The following is a 20,164-nucleotide window of genomic DNA, read 5'->3' as shown; positions in this document are numbered from 1 at the left end:
CGGCAGGGAATGACGGAGGCCGGCGTACCGTTGCACTCACCATGGCTACCGTCGAGCTCACCGCTCAGAACATCGAGTCCCAGATCACCGAGAACGACATCGTCTTCGTCGACTTCTGGGCGGAATGGTGCGGCCCGTGCCGCATGTTCGGCCCGGTCTTCGAGAAGGCGTCGCAGGAGCACACCGATGTCGTGTTCGGCAAGGTCGACACGGAGGCCGAGCAGGCGCTCGCCGCCTCGGCCGGCATCACCTCCATCCCGACGCTGATGGCGTTCCGGGACGGCATCCTGGTCTTCTCGCAGCCGGGTGCGCTGCCCGCGCCGACGTTCCAGGACCTGATCACCCAGGTCAAGGCGCTCGACATGGACGCCGTCCGCGCGTCGATCGCCGAGGCCCAGACCGCCGAGCCCGGCCCCGAGGCCTGACGCCAACCGAAACGTGACTAATCGCGGGAATCCACCACCGGGTTCCCGCGATTACCCACGTCTCGGCGGCTAGAAGCCGGTGGGCATGGTGACGGTGTAGGGGGCTTCGAGCGCGCGCACCTCCTCCTCCGTCAGCTCCAGGTGCAGCGCGGCCACCGCGTCCGGCAGGTGATTCGGCTTCGTCGAGCCGACGATCGGGGCGTCCACGACCGGGTTGCGCAGCACCCAGGCGAGGGCGACCTGCGCCATCGGGACACCGCGCGCCTCCGCCACGCGCTGCACGGCCTCCGCGATCGGCTTGTCGTGCTCCTCGGAGTACCGCGCCTGCAGCGGGTCGGTCTCGCCGCGCAGCGTCTGCTCGCCCCACGGCCGCGTGAGCCGGCCCTTCGCGAGCGGGCTCCACGGGAGGCTGCCGACGCCCTGGTCCGCCAGCAGCGGGAACATCTCGCGCTCCTCCTCGCGCATCATCAGGCTGTACTGGTCCTGCATGGTCACGAACCGGTTCCAGCCGCCGAGGTCGGCCGCGTGCTGCAGTTTGGCGAACTGCCACGCCCACATCGAGGAGGCGCCGATGTAGCGGGCCTTGCCCGCCTTGACCACGTCGTGCAGCGCCTCCATCGTCTCCTCCACCGGGGTCAGCGAGTCGAAGCGGTGGATCTGGTAGAGGTCGACGAAGTCGGTGCCGAGCCGCTGCAGCGACGCGTCGATCTGCTCCAGGATCGCGCGGCGCGAGAGGCCGGAGCCGCCGGGGCCGTCGTGCATCCGGAAGTTCAGCTTGGTCGCCAGCACGATGTCCTCGCGCTTGGTGTACTCGCGGATGGCGCGGCCGACGATCTCCTCCGAGCTGCCGAAGCCGTAGACGTTGGCGGTGTCCCAGAAGGTGATGCCGGCCTCCACCGCCTGCCGGAAGATCGGCGCGGCGCCCTCGTCGTCCAGCGCCCACTCGTTGAAACCGCGCGACCTGTCGCCGAAGCTCATGCAGCCCAGTGCGAGGCGGCTGACCGTCAGGCCGGTCGACCCCAGTCGGGTGTACTCCATAGTGTCGTTCTCCTCTTCCGTTTCGACTCTCAGGGTCGACGCTACGCGGGAGGCCGCCGGGAAGGGAGGTACTGCCTGTGCCCCCGATCGGCCTACCATCACGGCATGAGTGATGAGAGAGAGAACTGGCCGGAGACCCCCTCCGGTGAGCCCATCGATGTCGACGCCCTGGCCGAGGGCGAAGGCGGCGGCCCGTACGACGCCGACGGCGTGTTCGAGCCCGAGGACGACGCGGCCGCGGACGACGAGGACGACCCCGGGATCTGAACCGACCACGAGCTGTCCCCTCCCGTTCACCCTGCCCCTCTTGTCCCCCGGGCTTGTACCCCACTAGGGTGTGGTCCAGGAGCCAGTCCCGAGCTGGCGGAGGGGCGGCCTCGTCGCGCCTTCACCGGGGAAGGACCGGCTGCACAACTGGGGAGGGGTGCAGCGTGACGACCTACGAGACGCCGATCGGGAATGCGCCGAAACCGGGCCAGGACATCCATCTGGTGAGATGGATCCGGTCCGCGGACGGCTGGAGCAGCGAGACCGTGCTCTGCACGTATCTGGCGGGGACGCCCTCGCATTGGGTGGTGGAACGGCATGGCGAGCGCGTGAGCCTCGACCGGGCCGAGTGGGCGCAATTCGCGTTCTGACCCGCGTCTAGACGCCCTCTCGCGTTCCACGTTATTTTCCCGCCATCGGCCGGACCGACCGGCCACGGGGAGGACGTGTCATGCCGATCGAGGGAGTGCCGGGAGCGGGCTTCACCCCGGAGCAGATGCGGGAGGCGCTGGAGCGCATCTCCACGCCCGACGAGCTGGCGACGGCCTTCGGGACGTTCGGGTTCGTCGACGGCGTGCCGCGCAGCGGGTCGGTCGCGGCGATCTACGACGCGCTCGACGTCATGCGCGCGGCGGAGGCGTTCCTGGTCGGGATCCCCGGCGCGTCGCTCGTGGCGGTGCGCGCCGGCCTGCGCAGCGCGGGCGTCACCTCGCCGGACATCATCGGGTACACCGATCCGCGCGCGAACTCCGGCGGCTACTACCTCACGCCCAACACGGAGACGACGTACGGGACCACTTTCCTCGACCTCCGGGCCTGGGGGCCGACGGTGATCGAGGCGCCGCCGCAGTCGCTGTGCGTCATCGACGACTTCTGGTTCCGCTACGTCACGGACATGGGCATCCCCGGACCGGATCGGGGCGAGGGCGGTTCGTATCTGTTCCTGCCGCCCGGGTACGACGGCGACGTGCCGGAGGGCTACTTCGTGTCGCGGCCGGCCACGTTCACGAACTGGGTGGTGCTGCGGACGCTCGGCGGCGTGCCCACGATGAAGACGACGCGCATCTACCCGCTCTCCGAGGCGGGCTCGCCGCGCGAGAACACCTTCGTGAACATCGCGGACGTGCCGCAGAACTCGGTGCACTCGAACGACCTCGACTTCTTCCGGGAGATCGACCAGCTCATCCAGGAGGAGCCGCCCGAGGCGCTAGACCCGGAGCGCGCGGGGATCTTCGCCGCGCTCGGCCTGCTGCGCGGGAGGCCGTTCGCCCCGGACGAGCACCGCGCGCGCCTGTTGGACGCCGGGGCGCGGCTGGGGGCGGCGATCTCGCGCGCCATCGTGTTCGCCCCGCGCGACCCCGCCGCGTTCTTCTGGGAGGGGAGGTCGTGGAAGAACGCCTTCGTCGGCGGCAGCTCCGAGTTCCTCCGCGACGGTGTGCGGCTCCTGGACGCGCGGACGCAGTTCCACTACTTCGCGACGGTGATCACTCCGGCGATGGCGCACGCCCAGGTCGGCGCGGGCTCGGCGTACGCGTACACCGCGGAGGACGGCGACGGACGCACGCTCGACGGCGCGGCGACCTACACCCTCCGCATCCCGGCGGACCCGCCCGCGAAGAACTTCTGGTCGATCGACCTCTACGACACGCAGACGCGTTCGCTGCTCCAGCTCCCGGACAATCCGTACCCGGCGCTGTCCAGTCTCGCGGGCACGCTCCAGCAGGAGCATGACGGCTCGTTCCTGCTCTGGTTCGGTCCGCACGCGCCGGCGGGGCGCGAGTCGAACTGGGTGGGGACCGTGCCGGGCAAGTCGTGGTTCCCGATGTTCCGCCTCTACGGGCCGCTCGCGCCGTGGTTCGACGGCAGCTGGCGCCTCCCGGAGCTCGATCGCGTGACCGAGCCGATCGCCTAGACGCTCACAGCCCCGCCCGCGCCGCCAGCAGCTCCACCGCCACCCGCCAGTCCCGCGCCGGGATGCCGTCGCCGGTCTCCTCCTCGCCGGGCGGCCGCGCCACGAACGACGGCCACGGGTCGCCTGGGATGTGCGACTCCTCGACCAGACCGAGGTAGTCGCCGCCGAAGTACACCTCCCACGCCGCCGTCGCGGTCGGGCTGTACATGAGGGTGAGCGGGAGCGTGCCGTAGGTGTAGACGGCGTGCTGGTGGGCCAGTTCCTTCCCGGTCATGTCCGCCTCCACGTCCTGGCCCTCCATCCCATGTCCGAAGCGTAAGCGCGTCGAGCCTCCGGCGGAAGGGACTGCTACGCCACGAAGCGTCCGTCGCCCTCGACGCTCTCGTCGTGGGTCACCGCGACCGCCTCGGCGACGACGTCACGCATCCGTCCGCGCCGGGCGAGGGCGTTCCGCTGACGGCCGGCGCCTCCCCGCTGCGCAGGATCCGGTCCACCCCGCTGCGCACCAGCTCCAGGTCGCCGTAGCTGTCCAGCGCGCGCGCCGTGTGCGTGAGCAGGGCATCGAGGGCCGCGACCGCCGTCCCCTCGCGGCCGGTCACGGGATGCGGCAGTTTGCCGCCGACCCCGGTCAGCGCCGCCTGCCACTCGGCCAGTCGCAGGGCGGCGGAGGGCGTCGCGAGCGGCGCGACGCCCGAGCGCCACTCGCCGACGGCTGTGTCGACGAGGGCGCGCACCAGCGCGGCCAGCACGACCGTGTCGCGCGCGTCGAGGCAGACGTCGGCGACCCGGATCTCCACGGTCGGCTGCTTGTGCGAGACCCGCGCGTCCAGGTAGAGCATCGCCTTGTCGAGGATGACCCCGGTCTCCACGAGCAACCGCTCGAACCGGTCGTAGGCCTCCACCGACCCGAACACGTCGGTCGGCCCCGCGCTCTGCCACTGGTGCCAGGCCACGAACCGGTAGCTGGCGTGCCCGGTGTCGACGCCGCCGACGAACGGCGAGTTGGCCGTGAGCGCCAGCAGCGCCGGCAGCCAGGTGCGGATGCGGTCGAGGACGGCGACGCCCTCCTCGCGGGAGTGGATCACGACGTGCACATGGCAGCCGCACACCAACGTGCCCTTCGCGGTGAGCCCGTACCTGGCCATCATCTGGTCGTAGCGCGGGCCCGGTGTGGCGTGCGGGCGCAGCGGCAGCGGCGACATCGCGACCGCCACGGCCCTGGCGCCGTGCCGGCGGGCGAGCGTGTCGGCGAGCGTGCGACCCTCCACGATGTCCGCGTACAGGTCGTGCGTGGTCAGCCGCGGGAGCGTCTGGGTCTCGATCATCTCCTGCTGGATCTCGGCGCCGAGCCGGAGCTCGGTCCCGGCGGGAGCGTCCGCCAGCGCGTACGGGGCGACCGGAGTCGCGATCCCGCGTTCATCGACCAGGAGGAGCTCTTCCTCCACCCCGAAAGTCCTCACGGAACCACTATCGGTGAGGGGTCCTCAGGGAGCAATACCCCGAATCCCGTGAATCCGCCCAGCGCGGCTCAGACCGGGAGGGCGACCCGTCGCTCCAGCACCTGCCCCGGCCAGTCCCCGACCAGGAACGGGTCGGTGCGCGTGTACCCGCACGACTCGTACCAGCGCACCAGGTCGCCGGACCCGCCCGCGTAGCAGTCGACCCGCAGTTTCCCGACGCCCGCGGCGAGCGCCTCCTGGTGGGCGAAGTCCAGCAGCCGCCGGCCGGTTCCTTTGGCGCGCGGGTCGCGGGAGCCGATCAGGACGCGCACGTACAGCTCCGGCTCGGTTGCGGCCGGGACGTACTCGGTCGCCGCCCCGAGCGCGAGGAAGCCCACGACGCCCGCCTCCGGGTGCTCGGCGATCCACGTGCCAGGCTCGGCGACCCAGCCCTGCACGCGGGTCACCTGCTCCGGCCGCTCCGAGAACGGCTGCGTGCCCCACTGACCGGTGTTCCCGATGGTGACGAACCAGGCGATCGCGTCGTCGAACAGGCGCAGCACGGCGTCGGCGTCGGCGGGGCGCGCCGGGCGGATGGAGGTCATGGCCTTGTCGGCTAGCGGGCCAGTGCCTGCTCGACGTCGGCGAGCAGGTCGGCGACGTCCTCGATCCCGACCGACAGCCGGATGACGTTGTCCGGGACCTCCAGCTCGGTGCCGCGCACCGACGCGTGCGTCATCTCCGACGGGTAGCCGATCAGCGACTCCACCCCGCCGAGCGACTCCGCGAGCTGGAACACCTCGGTCGACTCCGCGAACCGCCGCGCTGCCGCCGCTCCGCCGCTCAGCGCGACCGACAGCATCCCGCCGAAGCCGCTCATCTGCCGGGCGGCGAGGTCGTGGCCGGGGTGGTCCGGGAGGCCCGGGTAGTACACCGCGTCGATCCCGGGACGGCCGACCAGCGCCTCCGCGATCGCCTGCGCGTTCTCGCTGTGCCGCTTCATCCGCACGTCGAGCGTCTTGATGCCGCGGACCGTCAGCCACGCGTCCATCGGCGCCGACACCGCTCCCGCTGCGAACTGGATGAACTGCGCCTTCTCGGCGAGCTCGGCGTCCGCGAACACCAGCGCGCCGCCGATCACGTCGGAGTGCCCGCCGAGGTACTTGGTGGTGGAGTGCACCACCACGTCGGCGCCGAACGACAGCGGCTGCTGGAGGGCGGGCGACGCGAACGTGTTGTCCACGACGACCAGCGCCCCCGCGGCGTGACCGAGCTCGACCAGTGCGGCGAGGTCGCTGACCTTCATCAGCGGGTTGCTCGGGGTCTCGATCCACAGCACGCGAGTGCCATCGGTCGCGAGCGCGGCGCGGACCGCGTCCAGGTCGCCGAGGTCGACGGTCGTGTTGCGCACGTCCCAGGCCCCGTGGATGCGGTTGATGAGCCGGTGGGTGCCGCCGTAGACGTCGTTGCCGAGCACGACGTGGTCGCCCGGGCGCAGCACGGCGCGCAGCAGCGCGTCCTCCGCCGCCAGGCCGGAGGCGAACGACAGCGCGCTCACGCCGCCCTCCAGCGAGGCCAGCAGCGACTCCAGCGAGGTGCGCGTCGGGTTGCCCGCGCGCCCGTACTCGTAGCCGCCGCGGAGGCCGCCGACGCCGTCCTGCACGAACGTCGAGGTCTGGTAGATCGGCGGGATGATCGCGCCCGTGGTCGGGTCGAACTCCTGGCCGACGTGGATGGCGCGGGTGGCGAAACCGTGGGTCATCGGGATCCTTACTTCGATGCGGTGGTCTGAGGTGCGAGCTATTCGCTCAGGTAGGTGAGGAGGTCCTGCCGGGTGAGCACGGCGACGGGCTTGCCGTCCTCCGTGACCAGCAGCGCGTTCGCGACGGCGAGCGCCGCCCGCGCCGCGGTGACCGGCTCGTTGACGCCGATCAGCGGCAGCGGCTCGCCCAGGTGCGCCCCGACCGGGTCGCTCATCCTGGCACGGCCGCCGAACACGGCGTCGACCAGCGAGCGCTCGTCGAGCGCCCCGGCGACCTCGCCCATGACGACCGGCGGCTCCGCCGTCAGCACGGGGAGCTGCGAGACGCCGTACGTGTTCATGATCTCGATGGCGTCGTGCACGGTGTCGGACGGGTGCGCGTGCACGAGGTCCGGCAGGTCCCCGCGCTTGGTGCGGATGACGTCGTGCACGGTCGCCTCGTCGGGCACCTCGCTGAAGCCGTAGGAGCGCATCCACTTGTCGTTGAAGATCTTCGCCAGGTAGCCGCGGCCGCCGTCGGGGAGGATGACCACGACGATGTCGTCCGCGGTCAGGTCCTTCGCGGCCCGCAGCGCCGCCACCACGGCCATGCCGCTGGAGCCGCCGACGAGGATGCCCTCCTCGCGTGCGAGCCGCCTGGTCATGTGGAACGACTCGGCGTCGCTGACCGGGATGACCTCGTCCACCACGCTGGGGTCGTAGGCGCCGGGCCAGAAGTCCTCGCCCACGCCCTCCACGAGATACGGCCGGCCGGTGCCGCCGGAGTAGACCGAGCCCTCCGGGTCGGCGCCCACGATGCGGACGCGCCCCTCGGAGACCTCCTTGAGGTAGCGGCCGGTCCCCGTGATGGTGCCGCCGGTGCCGACGCCCGCCACCAGGTGGGTGATGCGGCCGTCGGTGTCGCGCCAGATCTCCGGACCGGTGGTCTCGTAGTGGCTGCGCGGCCCGTTCGGGTTGAAGTACTGGTTGGGCTTGAACGCCCCGGGGATCTCCCTCGCCAGCCGGTCGGAGACCGAGTAGTAGGAGTCGGGGTCCTCCGGAGCCACGGAGGTCGGCGTCACCACGATCTCCGCGCCGTAGGCGGTGAGCACGTTGCGCTTGTCCTCGCCCACCTTGTCGGGCAGCACGAACACGCAGCGGTAGCCGCGCTGCTGGGCGACGAGCGCGAGGCCCACGCCGGTGTTGCCGCTCGTCGGCTCCACGATGGTCCCGCCGGGCGTCAGCAGCCCCTCGGCCTCCGCCGCGTCGAGGATGCGGGAGGCGATGCGGTCCTTCGACGAACCTCCGGGGTTCAGGTACTCGAGTTTGACGAGCACCGTCGCCGCGATTCCGTCGGTCAGCCTGTTGAGCTTCACGAGCGGAGTGTCGCCGACCAAGTCGATGATGGTCTCTGCGTACTTCACGCGGTCCACCGTAACAGGGCGGTTGCGGGGCTGCCGGTGTATTACCCCGCTCCTTCGCGCCCGTTCTCGACCGGCTAGTCTGAAATCATGCGTATCACTGGCGTGGATCTGGCACGCGGCTTCGCCCTTCTCGGCGTGTTCGTCGCACACACGGCCCCGATCGGACCGGGCAGCCCGCCCACACTCCGCTGGCTCGCCATCGCGGATCACGCGACCACACCACTGTTCACCGTGCTGCTCGGCGTCTCCGCCGACCTGGCGACGCGGCGCGCTCTGGAAGCACCGGGCGGGATGAGGACCGCAGTGCGACGCGCCTTCTCGATCCGCGGTGTTCTCTTGGTCGTGCTCGGATTGCTGGCCGGTCTGGCAGGGGCGATGGTCATTCCGATCGTCCACTACCTCGGCGCGGTCACGCTTCTCCTCGTTCCCGCCCTCTCCCTGCGCACGCGCTGGCTGGTTCTCCTGTCAGGGGCCTGTCTCGTCCTGAGTGCGCTCGCTATCGGACCCGCCACCACCCTCCGGGCCGCGCTCGTCAGGGAGGCCGCGCTCGCGGACACGTGGGGTCTCGATCTGGCCCAGACCCTGGTGGGCTTCTTCGCCACGGACTACGGCTATCGAGTGAGCACCCTCCTCGTCTGGGCGTTGGCCGGACTGGCGATCTCCAGGGTCGCGCTCACCGGCCGACGTCGCCTCCTCGCACTCGGGTCGACCGGCGTGGTTCTCCTCTGCGCCGCCATCGCCGCCTCGACCATGACCCTCGGGACGCTCGAACCGCACAGCGGCTCGGCCCCTGAGCTCCTGAAAGGCCTCGGTCTGGCCTGCCTCGCCATCACCGTCTGCTGCGGCCTGGCCTCGACGCCCGTCATCCGCGCCCTGACACCCGTGACCGCGCTGGGCAGCATGACCTTGACGTTCTACCTCGCCCACATCGCTGCGCTCGGCCTGTGGACACGACTGACCGGGATGTCGGACGACAAATGGTCGATCCTCTTCGCGTTGAGCGTCGGCTCGCTCCTCGCCGCCTGGCTGATCCGGCGCCGATGGCGTCGCGGCCCGATGGAATGGCTGATCGCCCTGGCCGCCTCACCGCGCCTCGGCCGGGGCTGGGCCGCCGCCTAGACTTTCCTCCATGCCCGTGTCCGATCTCTCCCCCGTCGCTCAGGACTACCTGAAGCTGATCTGGTCGGCGACCGAGTGGTCCGGCGACCCCATCACCGTCAAGCAGCTCTCGGAGCGGATGGGCGTGCGTGCCGCGACGGTGTCCGACGGCATCCGCCGGCTCGCCGACCAGGGCCTGGTCGTGCACGAGCCGTACGGCGCGATCGAGCTCACCGACGACGGCCGCCGCGGAGCGGTCGCGATGGTGCGCAGGCACCGGCTGATCGAGACCTTCCTGGTCGAGGAGCTCGGCTATGGCTGGGACGAGGTGCACGACGAGGCCGAGGTGCTGGAGCACGCCGTCTCGGACGAGCTGGTCGCCCGCATCGACCGCCGGCTCGGCTTCCCGGCCCGTGACCCGCACGGCGACCCCATCCCGACCGCGGACGGCACGCCGCGGCGGCCGGACGCCGTCCCGCTGCTGGCCGCGCCCACGGGGGTCCCGCTCACCGTCGCGCGCATCTCGGACGCGGACCCCGCCGTCCTCCGCTACCTCGGCGAGCGCGGCGTCGGCCTGGACGCCGAGCTGACCGTGGACGAGCACCGCGCCTTCGCGGGCGACGTGACGGTGCACCTCGGGGACGCCGCGATCGTCCTCGGCGCGACGGCCGCCGCGGCCGTCTGGGTCGCCGGAGCCTGACCGCTCACTGCGGCAGCAGTGTCAGCGCCACCAGCGCGAGGTTGAGCGCCACGACGAGCCCGGCGACGCCCCAGCCGACGACCCGCATCCAGGTCGCGTCCGCCCGCTCCCCCATCACCGCGCGCGACCCGGTCAGCCGCAGCAGCGGGATCATAGCGAACGGGATGCCGAGGCTCAGGAACACCTGCGACAGCACCAGCGCCCAGGTCGGGTCGGCGCCGAGCCATAGGATGACGACGGCCGGGATGAGCGTGACGATCCGCCGGGCGAGCAGCGGCACCCGCACCCGCAGCAGGCCGCTCATGATCGTGGCGCCGGCGTAGCTCCCGACCGAGGTCGACGCCAGGCCGGACGCCAGCAGTCCGACCGCGAAGATCACGCCGATCGCCGGCCCGAGCGCCGCGCTGATCGCGGCGTGCGCGCCCTCGATGGTGTCGGTCCCCGCGACCCCCGGCAGCGCGGCGGCGGCGAGCAGCAGCATCGCGATGTTGACCGCTCCGGCCAGCACCAGCGCGAGCACGACGTCCAGCCGGGTGGCCCGGAGCAGCGTGCGCGTCCGCCCGTCGTCGCCGCCTTCGCCGTGCCGGTCGCGGGCGAGCGCCGAATGCAGGTAGATCGCGTGCGGCATGACCGTCGCACCGAGCATGCTCGCGGCCAGCAGCACGGTCGGCGCCCCGTCGAACCGCGGCACCAGCCCCGACGCTGCCGCCCGCCAGTCCACCGGGCTCACGACCAGCCCGGCCAGGAAACCCACCGCGATCACTCCGAGCAGCACCAGGACGACCGCCTCGAACGGCCGCTGCCCGCCATGCGTCTGCACGGCGAGAAGGGCGATGGCCGCGATGCCGACGATGAGGCCCCCGACCGGGAGCGGGAGGCCGAACAGCAGGTTCAGCGCGATGGCCCCGCCGATCACCTCGGCGATGTCGGTCGCGGCGGCGACGAGCTCGGCCTGCGCCCAGTACGCCCGCCGCGCCCCCGTTCCGAGCCGCGCGCCGAGGAGCTCAGGGAGGCTGCGGCCGGTGACGATGCCGAGCTTCGCGGACTGGTACTGCACGAAGACCGCGATCCCGTTGGCCGCGACGAGCACCCAGACCAGGAGGTAGCCGTAGCGCGCGCCCGCCGTGAGGTTGGCCGCGACGTTGCCCGGGTCGACATACGCGATCGCGGCGACGAAGGCCGGGCCGAGCAGGAACCACAGGCGCAGGCGGGAGCGCGCGGGCCGCTCCACGACCTCCAGCGCCACAGCAACCTCCCCACCCTCACTCCATTGTTAGCCCAGCCTAACAACGATCGAAGGGCACGTAAACGCCCCTAAGAACGCGTTTTAGGGGCGTTTACGTGCCCTCGGCTGTGGGAGTGCTCGTCAGTCGCGGTCGAGGATGGCGGTCTCGGTCTGCTCGCGGTACAGGCGCGCGTAGACGCCGCCGACCTCCAGCAGCTCGCGGTGCGTCCCGCGCTCGACCACCTGACCGTGGTCGATCACGAAGATGACGTCCGCGGCGACGATCGTGGACAGCCGGTGCGCGATCGCGATGGTCGTGCGCCCGCGGGAGGCCGTGTCCAACGCCTGCTGCACCACCCGCTCCGAGATGGTGTCGAGCGCGCTCGTCGCCTCGTCGAGGATGAGCACCTCCGGGTCCTTCAGCAGCACGCGCGCGATCGCGATGCGCTGCTTCTCGCCGCCCGACAGCCGGTAGCCGCGCTCGCCCACGATCGTGTCGTAGCCGTCGGGGAAGCTCACGATCGTCTCATGGATGTTCGCGCGCCTGGCCGCGGCCTCCAGCTCCTCCTGCGTCGCGTCCGGCCGCGCGTACCGGAGGTTCTCGGCGATGCTCGCGTGGAAGAGGTACGTCTCCTGGCTGACCACGCCGATGTGGGAGACCAGCGAGTCCTGCTGCAGCCCGCGCAGGTCGGTGTCCCCGAACAGGATGCGCCCGGAGGTCGTGTCGTAGAACCGCGGGATGAGGTAGCTCACCGTGGTCTTGCCCGCGCCGCTCGGCCCGACGAACGCGGCGAACTCGCCCGGCTCGATCGTGAACGACACGTCGTCCAGGGTGTTGCGCTCCCCGGCCGGGCGTCCGGATAGCGGAACACCACGTGGTCGAACTCGATGCGGCCGAGGTCGCGGCCCGGGTCGACCGGCACAGCGTCCGGCCGGTCGGCGATGGCCGGCTTCAGGTCGAGGTACTCGAAGATCCGGGCGAACAGGGCGCCGGAGGTCTGCAGATCCAGCGCCACCCGCATGAGCGCGAGCAGCGGGAACAGCAGCCGCGCCTGCACCGTCGTGAACGCGACGATCGTGCCGGCGGTGATGTCCGTCGCCCCGCCGAGGATCAGCCAGCCCGAGACCAGGTAGACGATCGCCGGGATGGACGACAGGAAGATGTTCACCATCGCGAAGAACCACTGCCCGCTCATCGACTGCGACACCTGCAGCCGGATCTGGGTGCGGTTCTCGTCCGAGTAGCGCTCGATCTCCGCCTGCTGCCGGTTGAAGCTCTTCGAGAGCAGGATGCCCGACACACTCAGCGTCTCCTGCGTGATCGCGGTCATGTCCGACAGCGACTCCTGCGTCCGGGTCGCGATCCGCGCGCGCACCTGGCCGACCCGGCGCTGGGCGATCACCAGGATGGGCATCAGGATGACCGCCACGATGGTGAGCTGCCAGTTGAGCAGCAGCATCGCCACCAGCGCCGCGATCACCGTCACGGTGTTGCCGAGGATGCTCGACATCGTGTTGGTGAGCACGTTCGCGACGCCGCCGACGTCGTTCTGCAGCCGCGACTGGATGATGCCGGTCTTGGTCTTGGTGAAGAAGCTCAGCTCCATCGACTGCAGGTGCGAGAACAGCCGCACCCGCAGCGCGCCCATCACCTTGTTGCCGACCGAGGAGGTCAGGTAGGTCTGCCAGACGCCGAGCAGCGCCGAGCCGACGAAGACCACGATCATCACCACGACGATCTCGATCAGCACCGGCATGTCGGGTGTGCCGGACTTCGGGAACAGCCCCTGGTCGAAGGCGCGCTGGGTGAGCAGCGGGGGACGACCGACAGGGCCGCGCCGATGAGCACCAGCACCATCGTCGTGATGATGGCGGCCTTGTGCGCGGCGAACAGCGACACGATCCGGCGGAACAGGTGCGGGATGCGCGGCGCCTCGGCGTTCATCGCGCGCTGCGCTGCCGCGTCGCCGCCGCTGACCCGTGAACGCATGGCACCGCCGCCTCCGCCCATGCCACGCATTCCGCTCACACCGAAAGCCTACGTCGGCGCCGTGGGCGCGGATGACGGGCCGGTTACGCCGTCGGAGGAACCCCCGCCCCCGCACGCGGGTAGAAACCGCCGTGACCTAATCGCAATGCAAGCGCTTGACGTAAACGCTTGCACAGATTTGCCGGCGGGAGTACCTTGAGCCCGGGCGCACCCGCGCCTGCACCAAGAGCACCATGCTCGACACGAGCACCAAATAGCTCAACGAGGAGTGAAATGAAAGCAGCACGTCTCTCCGTGATCGCAGGGGTCGCCCTCGCGGGCCTCGCCCTTGCGGGATGCACCGGCGGCGGTTCAGGAGGCAGTAGCGCGGGCGGGGACGCCGGCGCCAACCTCGACAGCAAAGGCCCCATCACCTACGTGCAGGGCAAGGACAACTCCAACGTCGTCCGTCCCCTGATCGACAAGTGGAACGCGGCACACCCCAGCGAGAAGGTCACCTTCAAGGAGCAGACCGACCAGGCCGACCAGCAGCACGACGACCTCGTGCAGCACTTCCAGGCGAAGGACCCGAACTACGACGTGGTCGATGTCGACGTCGTGTGGACGGGTGAGTTCGCCGCGAAGGGCTGGCTGCAGCCTCTCACCGGCAGCCTGAAGATGGACAACTCGAAGCTGCTCGCGCCGACGGTCAAGTCGGGCACGTACAACGGTACGCAGTACGCGGCGCCGCAGACGTCCGACGGCGGCATCCTGTACTACCGCAAGGACCTCGTCGCCAGCCCGCCCAAGACGTGGGATGAGATGCTGAAGGACTGCGACGTCGCCAAGGCGAAGGGCATCGGCTGCTACGCCGGTCAGTTCGCCCAGTACGAGGGCCTGACGGTGAACGTGGCCGAGGCCATCAACACCAACGGCGGCACCATCGTCGGCGACGACGGCAAGACCGTCACCGTCGACAGCTCGCAGGCCAACGCGGGTCTGACCCGCCTGGTGGACGGCTTCAAGAACGGCCAGATCCCGGCCGAGGCCATCACCTACCAGGAGGAGCAGGGCCGCCAGGCGTTCGAGGCCGGCAAGCTGATGTTCCTGCGCAACTGGCCGTACGTCTACAACCTGGCCAAGACCGACGGATCGTCCACGGTGAAGGACACCTTCGGCATCGCACCGCTGCCGGGCATCTCGGCCGACAAGCCGGGCGTCTCCAGCCTCGGTGGCCACAACGCCGCGATCAGCGTCTACAGCAAGCACAAGGCGACCGCCTTCGAGTTCCTCAAGTTCCTGCAGAGCGAAGAGACCCAGAAGTTCTTCGTGACCCAGGGCTCGCTCGCACCGGTCCTCTCCTCGCTGTACGACGACGCCGGCCTGAACAGCCAGCTGCCCTACCTGTCCACCCTGAAGACGTCGATCGAGAACGCGGTCCCGCGTCCCGTCTCGCCGTTCTACCCGGCCATCACCAAGGCCGTTCAGGACAACGCCTACGCCGCCCTGAAGGGCGACAAGTCGGTCGACCAGGCGCTGAAGGACATGTCCGCGGCCATCAAGACCGCGAGCGCGGGCCAGTAGGTCCCACTACGGTCGCCGGGCGGCGGGACCCTTCCCGCCGCCCGGCTCCCCCACTTACCGCCTTTCCTCCCGGAGGCAGCACATGTCAACGTCGAACGTCGTCGCCCCCTCATCCACGAAGAACAGGCCGCCTGAACAGCGCGCCGGAGTCAAGCACAACCGCCGCCAGCAGAGCCGCTGGGCCCTTTACCTCATCCTCCCCACGCTGATCCTCCTGGCCATCGTCATCGGCTACCCGATCGTCAGCGCCGTGGTGATGTCCTTCCAGAAGGACGCCGGGCTCGACCCGGCGACCGGTCTGTTCGTCCAGGGCGGTTTCGCCGGCTTCCAGAACTACGCCCACTGGCTGTTCCAGCAGTGCCAGGGGCCGAACGGCACGACCGTCTCGTGCCCGCCGGGCAACCTGGGCTCCACCTTCTGGAGCGCCGTCGGGGTGACCTTCTTCTTCACGATCACGACCGTGATCCTGGAGACCGTCCTCGGCCTCTGGTTCGCGCTCATCATGAACCGGGCCTTCCGCGGCCGCGGCTTCGTCCGCGCGGCCATCCTGATCCCGTGGGCGATCCCCACCGCCGTCACCGCGAAGCTGTGGTTCTTCATCTTCTCGGTCGCCGGCGTCGCCAACGCCGTGCTCAACGCGCACATCCTCTGGACGAGCGACGAATGGGCGTCCCGGTTCGCGGTCATCATCGCCGACACCTGGAAGACGACGCCGTTCATGGCGCTGCTCATCCTGGCCGGCCTCCAGATCATCCCGGAGGACGTCTACGAGGCGGCGAAGATGGACGGCGCGAGCACCTGGCAGCGCTTCTGGCGCGTCACGATGCCGCTGCTGAAGCCGGCGCTGATGGTCGCGGTCCTGTTCCGCGTGCTCGACGCGCTCCGCATCTACGACCTGCCGCAGATCCTGACAGGCGGCGGCGGAGGCACAGGCCATGCGACGACGACGCTGTCCATCCTCGTGGTCGATCAGATCAGGCAGGGCTTCAACAGCGCCGCCGCCCTCTCCACCATCACGTTCATCCTGATCTTCCTGGTCGCGTTCATCTTCGTGCGGTTCCTCGGCACGAACGTGGTGCGAACGCAGGAGACGCAAGCGAAGGGAGCGAAGGGATGACCACCGTCGCCGGCCCCGCATCGGCCACCGCGGAGGCGAACGCCCTCCCCCGGACCCGCTCGAAGAACCGCACCAAGTCCCGCAACCGCAACCAGAACGTCCGCACCATCGTGCAGGCGCTGGTCATCGTGCTGTGGTGTCTGCTGCCCTTCTACTGGATGGTCGTGACGTCGTTCCGCGACGTCGGCTACACGAGCGACAACACGCCGTGGTTCACGCACATCACGTTCGACAACTACGTGACGGCGCTATCGACCAACCTGGGCAACCACCTCGGCCAGGCGCTGCTGAACTCGCTGTTCATCGGCGTCTGCGTCACCGTGATCTCCCTGGTCGTCGGCATCTTCGCCTCGTACGCGTTGGCCCGACTGGAGTTCCTGGGCAAGGGCATCGTGCTCGGCATCATCCTCGCCGCGTCGATGTTCCCGGGCGTCGCGCTCATCACGCCGCTGTTCCAGCTGTTCACGAACATCGGGTGGATGGGCACCTACCAGGCGCTGATCATCCCGGAGATCTCGTTCGCGCTCCCGCTGACGGTCTACACGCTCGTCTCGTTCTTCCGCGAGATGCCGTGGGACCTGGAGGAGGCCGCACGGATCGACGGGTGCACCCAGGCGCAGGCGTTCCGCAAGATCATCCTGCCGCTGGCGGCGCCTGCCGTGTTCACGACCGCGATCCTGGCGTTCATCTCGTCCTGGAACGAGTTCCTGATCTCCAGCCAGCTCTCCAGCGACGCGACGCAGCCGGTGACGGTCGCCATCGCCTCGTTCACCGGGAGCCAGCCGCACCAGGAGCCGTACACCGCCATCATGGCGGCCGGTACGATCGTGACCGTCCCGCTCATCATCCTGGTGCTGATCTTCCAGCGCCGGATCGTCGCGGGCCTGACCGCAGGTGGAGTGAAGGGCTGAACCGATGCGCGTGACCGACCCGAAGGAGCTCGTCGACATCGGCCTCGGCTTCGTCGGCTTCTTCGGGGCGGCGTTCGCGATCATCACAGCCGTCTGCGAGCTGACCGGTCAACCCGCGCTGACGTGGGCGCTGATCTCGCTCGTGCTCGTCGTGATCTTCATCGCTCTGCTGCAGGCGCGCCACCGCATCGTGGCGGCGCGCCTGCGGGCGGAGGAGGCACGAGCGGGCCAGGACTCCTGACGGGGGATCATGGCAGGAATCGAGGAGGTCGCGCGCGCGACAGGGGTTTCGACCGCGACGGTCTCGCGCGCGCTGCGGGGGCTTCCCAACGTTTCCGACACGACGCGCGCCGCGGTGCGGCGCGCCGCCGACGAGCTCGGCTACGTCGCGTCGTCCAGCGCGTCCGGCCTCGCCAGCGGGCGCACCCTCGCTCTCGGCGTCGTCGTCCCCTCGGTCAGCCGCTGGTTCTACACGCAGGTGCTGGAGGGGGTCGACGCGGAGCTGCGCTCGGCCAGCTACGACATGATCCTGTTCAACCTGGGCGGCCATCGCGGCGACCGGGAGCGGGTCTTCCACCGCAGCATCCTGCGCAAGCGCACGGACGCGCTGCTGGCGCTGTGCCTCGACTTCACGCCGGACGAGCGCGAGCAGCTCGCGTCGCTCGGCCATCCGACCATCGTGGTCGGCGGCCCGGTCAAGGGGCTGCGCAGCGTCGGGATCGACGAGAAGGCCACCGCCAAGGAGGCCACCAACCACCTGATCGGCCTCGGCCACACCGAGATCGCCCACCTCGGCGGCGAGGACGAGGAGGGCTTGAACAGCAACGTCCCGCTCGGCCGGCTGCGCGGCTTCGAGAAGGCCATGCGCTCGGCGCACCTCGCCGTGCGGCCGGAGTGGGTCATCCCCGGCGGCTTCTCCCTCCCCGAGGGACGCGCGGCGATGAACCGGCTGCTCGACCGCCCCGGCCCGCGGCCGACGGCGGTGTTCGCGGGTTCGGACGAGATGGCGATGGGCGCCATCCTCGCAGCGGGCGACCACGGGCTGCGCGTGCCGGAGGACCTCTCCGTCATCGGTATCGACGACCACGACTTCGCGGAGTGCTTCGGGCTCACCACGATGGCGCAGAGCCCGTTCGAGCAGGGCGCGGTGGCGACGCGCATCCTCCTGGACGAGCTGGGCGGCGGCGAGCCGCGGGTCGGATCGGTGCGCTCATCCGCGCACCTGGTGGTGCGCACCTCGACCGCGCCGCCGCGCTGAGCCCTGCGAGTTCGTACACGCGCCGGGTGAATCGTTGCGGATTTGCACGATTTCGTCCGGATATGAACGATCAGCGCCCCGTGATCTGAAACAATAGGTGATGCGGCCGTTGGCCGATCGCGCCTTTCGGGTAGGCACGATCGACCGCCGACTGTCCGTCCGTACCGACGCTTCGGCGCGTACGGGAAGAGCCGCCCTGACTAGGACAGGGCGGCTCTTCGCTTTCTCTTGAACCGGTTCAGGTCAGTCGGCGTCGGCCAGGGCCAGGATCTCCGCCTCCTGCTCCCGCGTCTCCTGCGGGGCGTCGACGCGCTTGAGGTGCTTGTGCCCGAGCATCACCAAGGCGGCGGCGATCAGCACCGAGACGGCGCCGGCGTAGAACGGCGTGGACCGGGCGAACAGGCTCGCCAGCAGGGTGGCGGCCGGCGGGGCGATGGCGCCGCCGAGGAACCGGACGCCGGAGTACGCGCTCGACGCGACCGCGCGCGGCAGGTCGGTGGCCTCCATCACGCACTCGGTCAGCACGGTGTTCAGGACGCCGAGCAGCAGTCCGCCGACGATCACGCACACGATCAGCGCGACCAGCGAGCCCACCAGGAGGCCGGCGGCGGCGAGGTCGAGGGCCAGCAGCGGCATGATCAGCCACAGCACGCGGGTCCGCGGCAGCCGCGCGGTGAGGAGCGGCGCCACCCAGACCGACGTGACGGCGAGCGCGACGCCCCACCCGAAGAAGATCAGCCCGAGCGTGATCGCGTCTTTGACGCCGAGGTCGGCCAGCGCGAACGGCGTGTACGCCAGCAGCACGAAGAAACCGATGTTGTAGAACAGCGCGGCGGCGGCCAGGAAGCCGAGGGCGGGACGGCCGAGCGCGCGGAACGGGGCGGAGAGCTTCGTCGGGACGGGCTTCTCCGGGTTCTTCTTGAGCATGACCACGATCGCGATGAAGCCGATCGCCATCAGGGTCGCGGTGCCGAAGAACGGCCCGCGCCAGCTCCAGCTCCCGAGCAGGCCGCCGAGCAGCGGGCCGATCGCGATGCCCAGGCCCAGCGCGGCTTCATAGAGGATGATCGCCGCCGACGTCCCGCCCGCCGCCGCTCCGACGATGGTCGCGAGCGCCGTGGAGATGAAGAGCGCGTTGCCGAGACCCCAGCCGGCGCGGAAGCCGATGATCGACCAGACGCTCTGAGAGAGCCCGGCGGCCAGCGCGAACACCACGATCAGGGCGAGGCCGATCAACAGGGTGCGCTTGGCGCCGATCCGGCTGGAGATCCAGCTCGTGAAGAACATCGCGACACCCGTGATCAGCAGGTAGCTCGTGAAGAGCATCTCGGTCTGCGTCGGGGTCGCCTTCAGGCTGGCGGCGATGGCGGGGAGGATCGGGTCGACGAGGCCGATGCCCATGAAGGCGATGACCGACGCGAACGCGACGGCCCAGACGGCGGTCGGCTGTTTGAGGATGTTGTCCGGCTTCTGATGGGACATGGACGGGTGAGGCCTCCTGGGTCTGTAGGGAGTGAAAAGTGAACGGTGAGGTGAAACGCCTCAGCGGCCGTCGACGGCCGCCGACGTCGCGGTGGACAGGTCGACGCGCGACGCGATGATCTCGACGGTGGCCCGCATAGCGGCCAGCTCGTCGTCGCGGAGATCGGCGAACATCGGCACCAGGGCCTCCGCCAGCGTGTCGCGCCAGTCCTGGAGCGCGGCCGCGCCCTTCGGGGTGATCGCGATCTGCCAGGCGCGCGCGTCGTCCACATCCGCGATGCGCTTGACCCACTCCGACTCGACCAGGTTGCGCACGAGCTTGGTCATCGTGGGCTGGGACACGCGGCTCTGGGCGGCGAGCTCGCCGAGTCGCATCGCGCCGACCGTCTGCAGCACGCTGAGCGTCCGCCAGGTCGCCGGGGACTCGGTGCTGCCCGTGACGCGGGCGGCCAGCCGGGCGAGCCGGTGGCTCGCGACGACGAGGTCGCCGATGGTGGTGCGGAGCTGGGCGGTGTCAGTCATGATCTCGGTCACGACAGCCATTTTATATAGCTAACCTATATAAATCAAGTCG

At 70.1% G+C, this 20,164-nt stretch carries 20 protein-coding genes and 1 pseudogene; 11 read left to right on the top strand and 10 right to left on the bottom strand.

Annotation, left to right across the window (positions count from 1 at the left end):
* Positions 1 to 41 precede the first annotated feature (41 nt).
* Positions 42 to 425, top strand: coding sequence for a thioredoxin (gene trxA, locus ACQ86L_RS17705; protein ID WP_434316579.1), 384 nt, complete (start codon positions 42 to 44; stop codon positions 423 to 425).
* Between the two features lie 69 nt (positions 426 to 494).
* Here the strand turns inward: trxA and ACQ86L_RS17700 are convergent, their stop codons facing one another.
* Positions 495 to 1,463: an aldo/keto reductase gene (locus tag ACQ86L_RS17700; protein ID WP_434316578.1), complete on the bottom strand. Its 969-nt coding sequence runs from the start codon at positions 1,461 to 1,463 to the stop codon at positions 495 to 497.
* 105 nt (positions 1,464 to 1,568) lie between these two features.
* Between ACQ86L_RS17700 and ACQ86L_RS17695 the strand changes: the two genes are divergently transcribed.
* The 3 genes from ACQ86L_RS17695 to ACQ86L_RS17685 all read left to right on the top strand — a co-directional run bounded on the left by ACQ86L_RS17695 (position 1,569) and on the right by ACQ86L_RS17685 (position 3,642).
* Positions 1,569 to 1,730, top strand: a complete 162-nt coding sequence (locus ACQ86L_RS17695) for a hypothetical protein (RefSeq protein WP_434316577.1) — start codon at positions 1,569 to 1,571, stop codon at positions 1,728 to 1,730.
* Positions 1,731 to 1,894: 164 nt separating this feature from the next.
* Positions 1,895 to 2,101 carry a hypothetical protein gene (locus ACQ86L_RS17690; protein WP_179607925.1) on the top strand — a complete coding sequence of 69 codons (207 nt, stop codon included), beginning with the start codon at positions 1,895 to 1,897 and terminating at the stop codon, positions 2,099 to 2,101.
* 80 nt (positions 2,102 to 2,181) lie between these two features.
* On the top strand, positions 2,182 to 3,642 hold the full coding sequence (locus ACQ86L_RS17685; protein ID WP_434316576.1) for a DUF1254 domain-containing protein: 1,461 nt from the start codon (positions 2,182 to 2,184) through the stop codon (positions 3,640 to 3,642).
* A 4-nt stretch (positions 3,643 to 3,646) separates the two neighbouring features.
* Here ACQ86L_RS17685 and ACQ86L_RS17680 read toward each other — a convergent pair whose 3' ends face one another.
* The 5 genes from ACQ86L_RS17680 to ACQ86L_RS17660 form a co-directional block, all read right to left on the bottom strand.
* Positions 3,647 to 3,916, bottom strand: coding sequence for a hypothetical protein (locus tag ACQ86L_RS17680; protein WP_185278434.1), 270 nt, complete (start codon positions 3,914 to 3,916; stop codon positions 3,647 to 3,649).
* 118 nt (positions 3,917 to 4,034) lie between these two features.
* The gene (locus tag ACQ86L_RS17675; RefSeq protein ID WP_434316575.1) at positions 4,035 to 5,087 is read right to left on the bottom strand and encodes a carboxylate-amine ligase; all 1,053 of its coding nucleotides are present in this window, start codon (positions 5,085 to 5,087) and stop codon (positions 4,035 to 4,037) included.
* Positions 5,088 to 5,170: 83 nt separating this feature from the next.
* A complete protein-coding gene (locus tag ACQ86L_RS17670) occupies positions 5,171 to 5,686 on the bottom strand; it encodes a GNAT family N-acetyltransferase (RefSeq protein ID WP_434316574.1) in 516 nt (171 codons plus the stop codon).
* Between the two features lie 11 nt (positions 5,687 to 5,697).
* Positions 5,698 to 6,843, bottom strand: coding sequence for a cystathionine gamma-synthase (locus ACQ86L_RS17665; protein ID WP_434316573.1), 1,146 nt, complete (start codon positions 6,841 to 6,843; stop codon positions 5,698 to 5,700).
* 38 nt (positions 6,844 to 6,881) lie between these two features.
* Positions 6,882 to 8,246 (bottom strand): cystathionine beta-synthase, encoded by a 1,365-nt coding sequence (locus ACQ86L_RS17660; RefSeq protein ID WP_434316572.1) that lies wholly within the window; start codon positions 8,244 to 8,246, stop codon positions 6,882 to 6,884.
* A gap of 87 nt (positions 8,247 to 8,333) precedes the next feature.
* On the opposite strand from ACQ86L_RS17660, the gene ACQ86L_RS17655 reads away from it, so the two are divergent.
* Together ACQ86L_RS17655 and ACQ86L_RS17650 are read left to right on the top strand one after the other, a co-directional pair.
* Positions 8,334 to 9,365, top strand: a complete 1,032-nt coding sequence (locus ACQ86L_RS17655; RefSeq protein ID WP_434316571.1) for an acyltransferase family protein — start codon at positions 8,334 to 8,336, stop codon at positions 9,363 to 9,365.
* Positions 9,366 to 9,375: 10 nt separating this feature from the next.
* Positions 9,376 to 10,044 carry a metal-dependent transcriptional regulator gene (locus ACQ86L_RS17650; RefSeq protein ID WP_434316570.1) on the top strand — a complete coding sequence of 223 codons (669 nt, stop codon included), beginning with the start codon at positions 9,376 to 9,378 and terminating at the stop codon, positions 10,042 to 10,044.
* 4 nt (positions 10,045 to 10,048) lie between these two features.
* Here ACQ86L_RS17650 and ACQ86L_RS17645 read toward each other — a convergent pair whose 3' ends face one another.
* Positions 10,049 to 11,290, bottom strand: coding sequence for an Nramp family divalent metal transporter (locus tag ACQ86L_RS17645; RefSeq protein ID WP_434316569.1), 1,242 nt, complete (start codon positions 11,288 to 11,290; stop codon positions 10,049 to 10,051).
* 120 nt (positions 11,291 to 11,410) lie between these two features.
* A pseudogene (locus ACQ86L_RS17640) lies at positions 11,411 to 13,289 on the bottom strand (ABC transporter ATP-binding protein).
* Between the two features lie 243 nt (positions 13,290 to 13,532).
* Here ACQ86L_RS17640 and ACQ86L_RS17635 point away from each other — a divergent pair.
* The 5 genes from ACQ86L_RS17635 to ACQ86L_RS17615 all read left to right on the top strand — a co-directional run bounded on the left by ACQ86L_RS17635 (position 13,533) and on the right by ACQ86L_RS17615 (position 18,108).
* On the top strand, positions 13,533 to 14,822 hold the full coding sequence (locus ACQ86L_RS17635) for an ABC transporter substrate-binding protein (protein WP_434316568.1): 1,290 nt from the start codon (positions 13,533 to 13,535) through the stop codon (positions 14,820 to 14,822).
* A gap of 82 nt (positions 14,823 to 14,904) precedes the next feature.
* A complete protein-coding gene (locus tag ACQ86L_RS17630; RefSeq protein WP_345837094.1) occupies positions 14,905 to 15,939 on the top strand; it encodes a carbohydrate ABC transporter permease in 1,035 nt (344 codons plus the stop codon).
* Positions 15,936 to 16,850, top strand: coding sequence for a carbohydrate ABC transporter permease (locus ACQ86L_RS17625; protein ID WP_434316567.1), 915 nt, complete (start codon positions 15,936 to 15,938; stop codon positions 16,848 to 16,850). Before ACQ86L_RS17630 ends, ACQ86L_RS17625 begins: the two co-directional genes overlap by 4 nt.
* A 4-nt stretch (positions 16,851 to 16,854) precedes the next feature.
* Positions 16,855 to 17,091 carry a hypothetical protein gene (locus tag ACQ86L_RS17620; RefSeq protein WP_345837096.1) on the top strand — a complete coding sequence of 79 codons (237 nt, stop codon included), beginning with the start codon at positions 16,855 to 16,857 and terminating at the stop codon, positions 17,089 to 17,091.
* Positions 17,092 to 17,100: 9 nt separating this feature from the next.
* Positions 17,101 to 18,108 (top strand): LacI family DNA-binding transcriptional regulator, encoded by a 1,008-nt coding sequence (locus ACQ86L_RS17615; RefSeq protein WP_434316566.1) that lies wholly within the window; start codon positions 17,101 to 17,103, stop codon positions 18,106 to 18,108.
* Between the two features lie 243 nt (positions 18,109 to 18,351).
* Here ACQ86L_RS17615 and ACQ86L_RS17610 read toward each other — a convergent pair whose 3' ends face one another.
* Both ACQ86L_RS17610 and ACQ86L_RS17605 read right to left on the bottom strand, forming a co-directional pair.
* The gene (locus ACQ86L_RS17610; protein WP_434316565.1) at positions 18,352 to 19,590 is read right to left on the bottom strand and encodes an MFS transporter; all 1,239 of its coding nucleotides are present in this window, start codon (positions 19,588 to 19,590) and stop codon (positions 18,352 to 18,354) included.
* Positions 19,591 to 19,650: 60 nt separating this feature from the next.
* Entirely contained in the window at positions 19,651 to 20,124 is a 474-nt protein-coding gene (locus ACQ86L_RS17605; RefSeq protein WP_434316564.1) for a MarR family winged helix-turn-helix transcriptional regulator, read from the bottom strand.
* Between the last annotated feature and the right edge of the window lie 40 nt (positions 20,125 to 20,164).

The sequence above is a fragment of the Leifsonia sp. P73 genome (assembly GCF_051059105.1).
In the GTDB taxonomy this organism is placed as follows: domain Bacteria; phylum Actinomycetota; class Actinomycetes; order Actinomycetales; family Microbacteriaceae; genus Leifsonia.
This window is presented reverse-complemented; position numbering and strand designations above follow the sequence as displayed.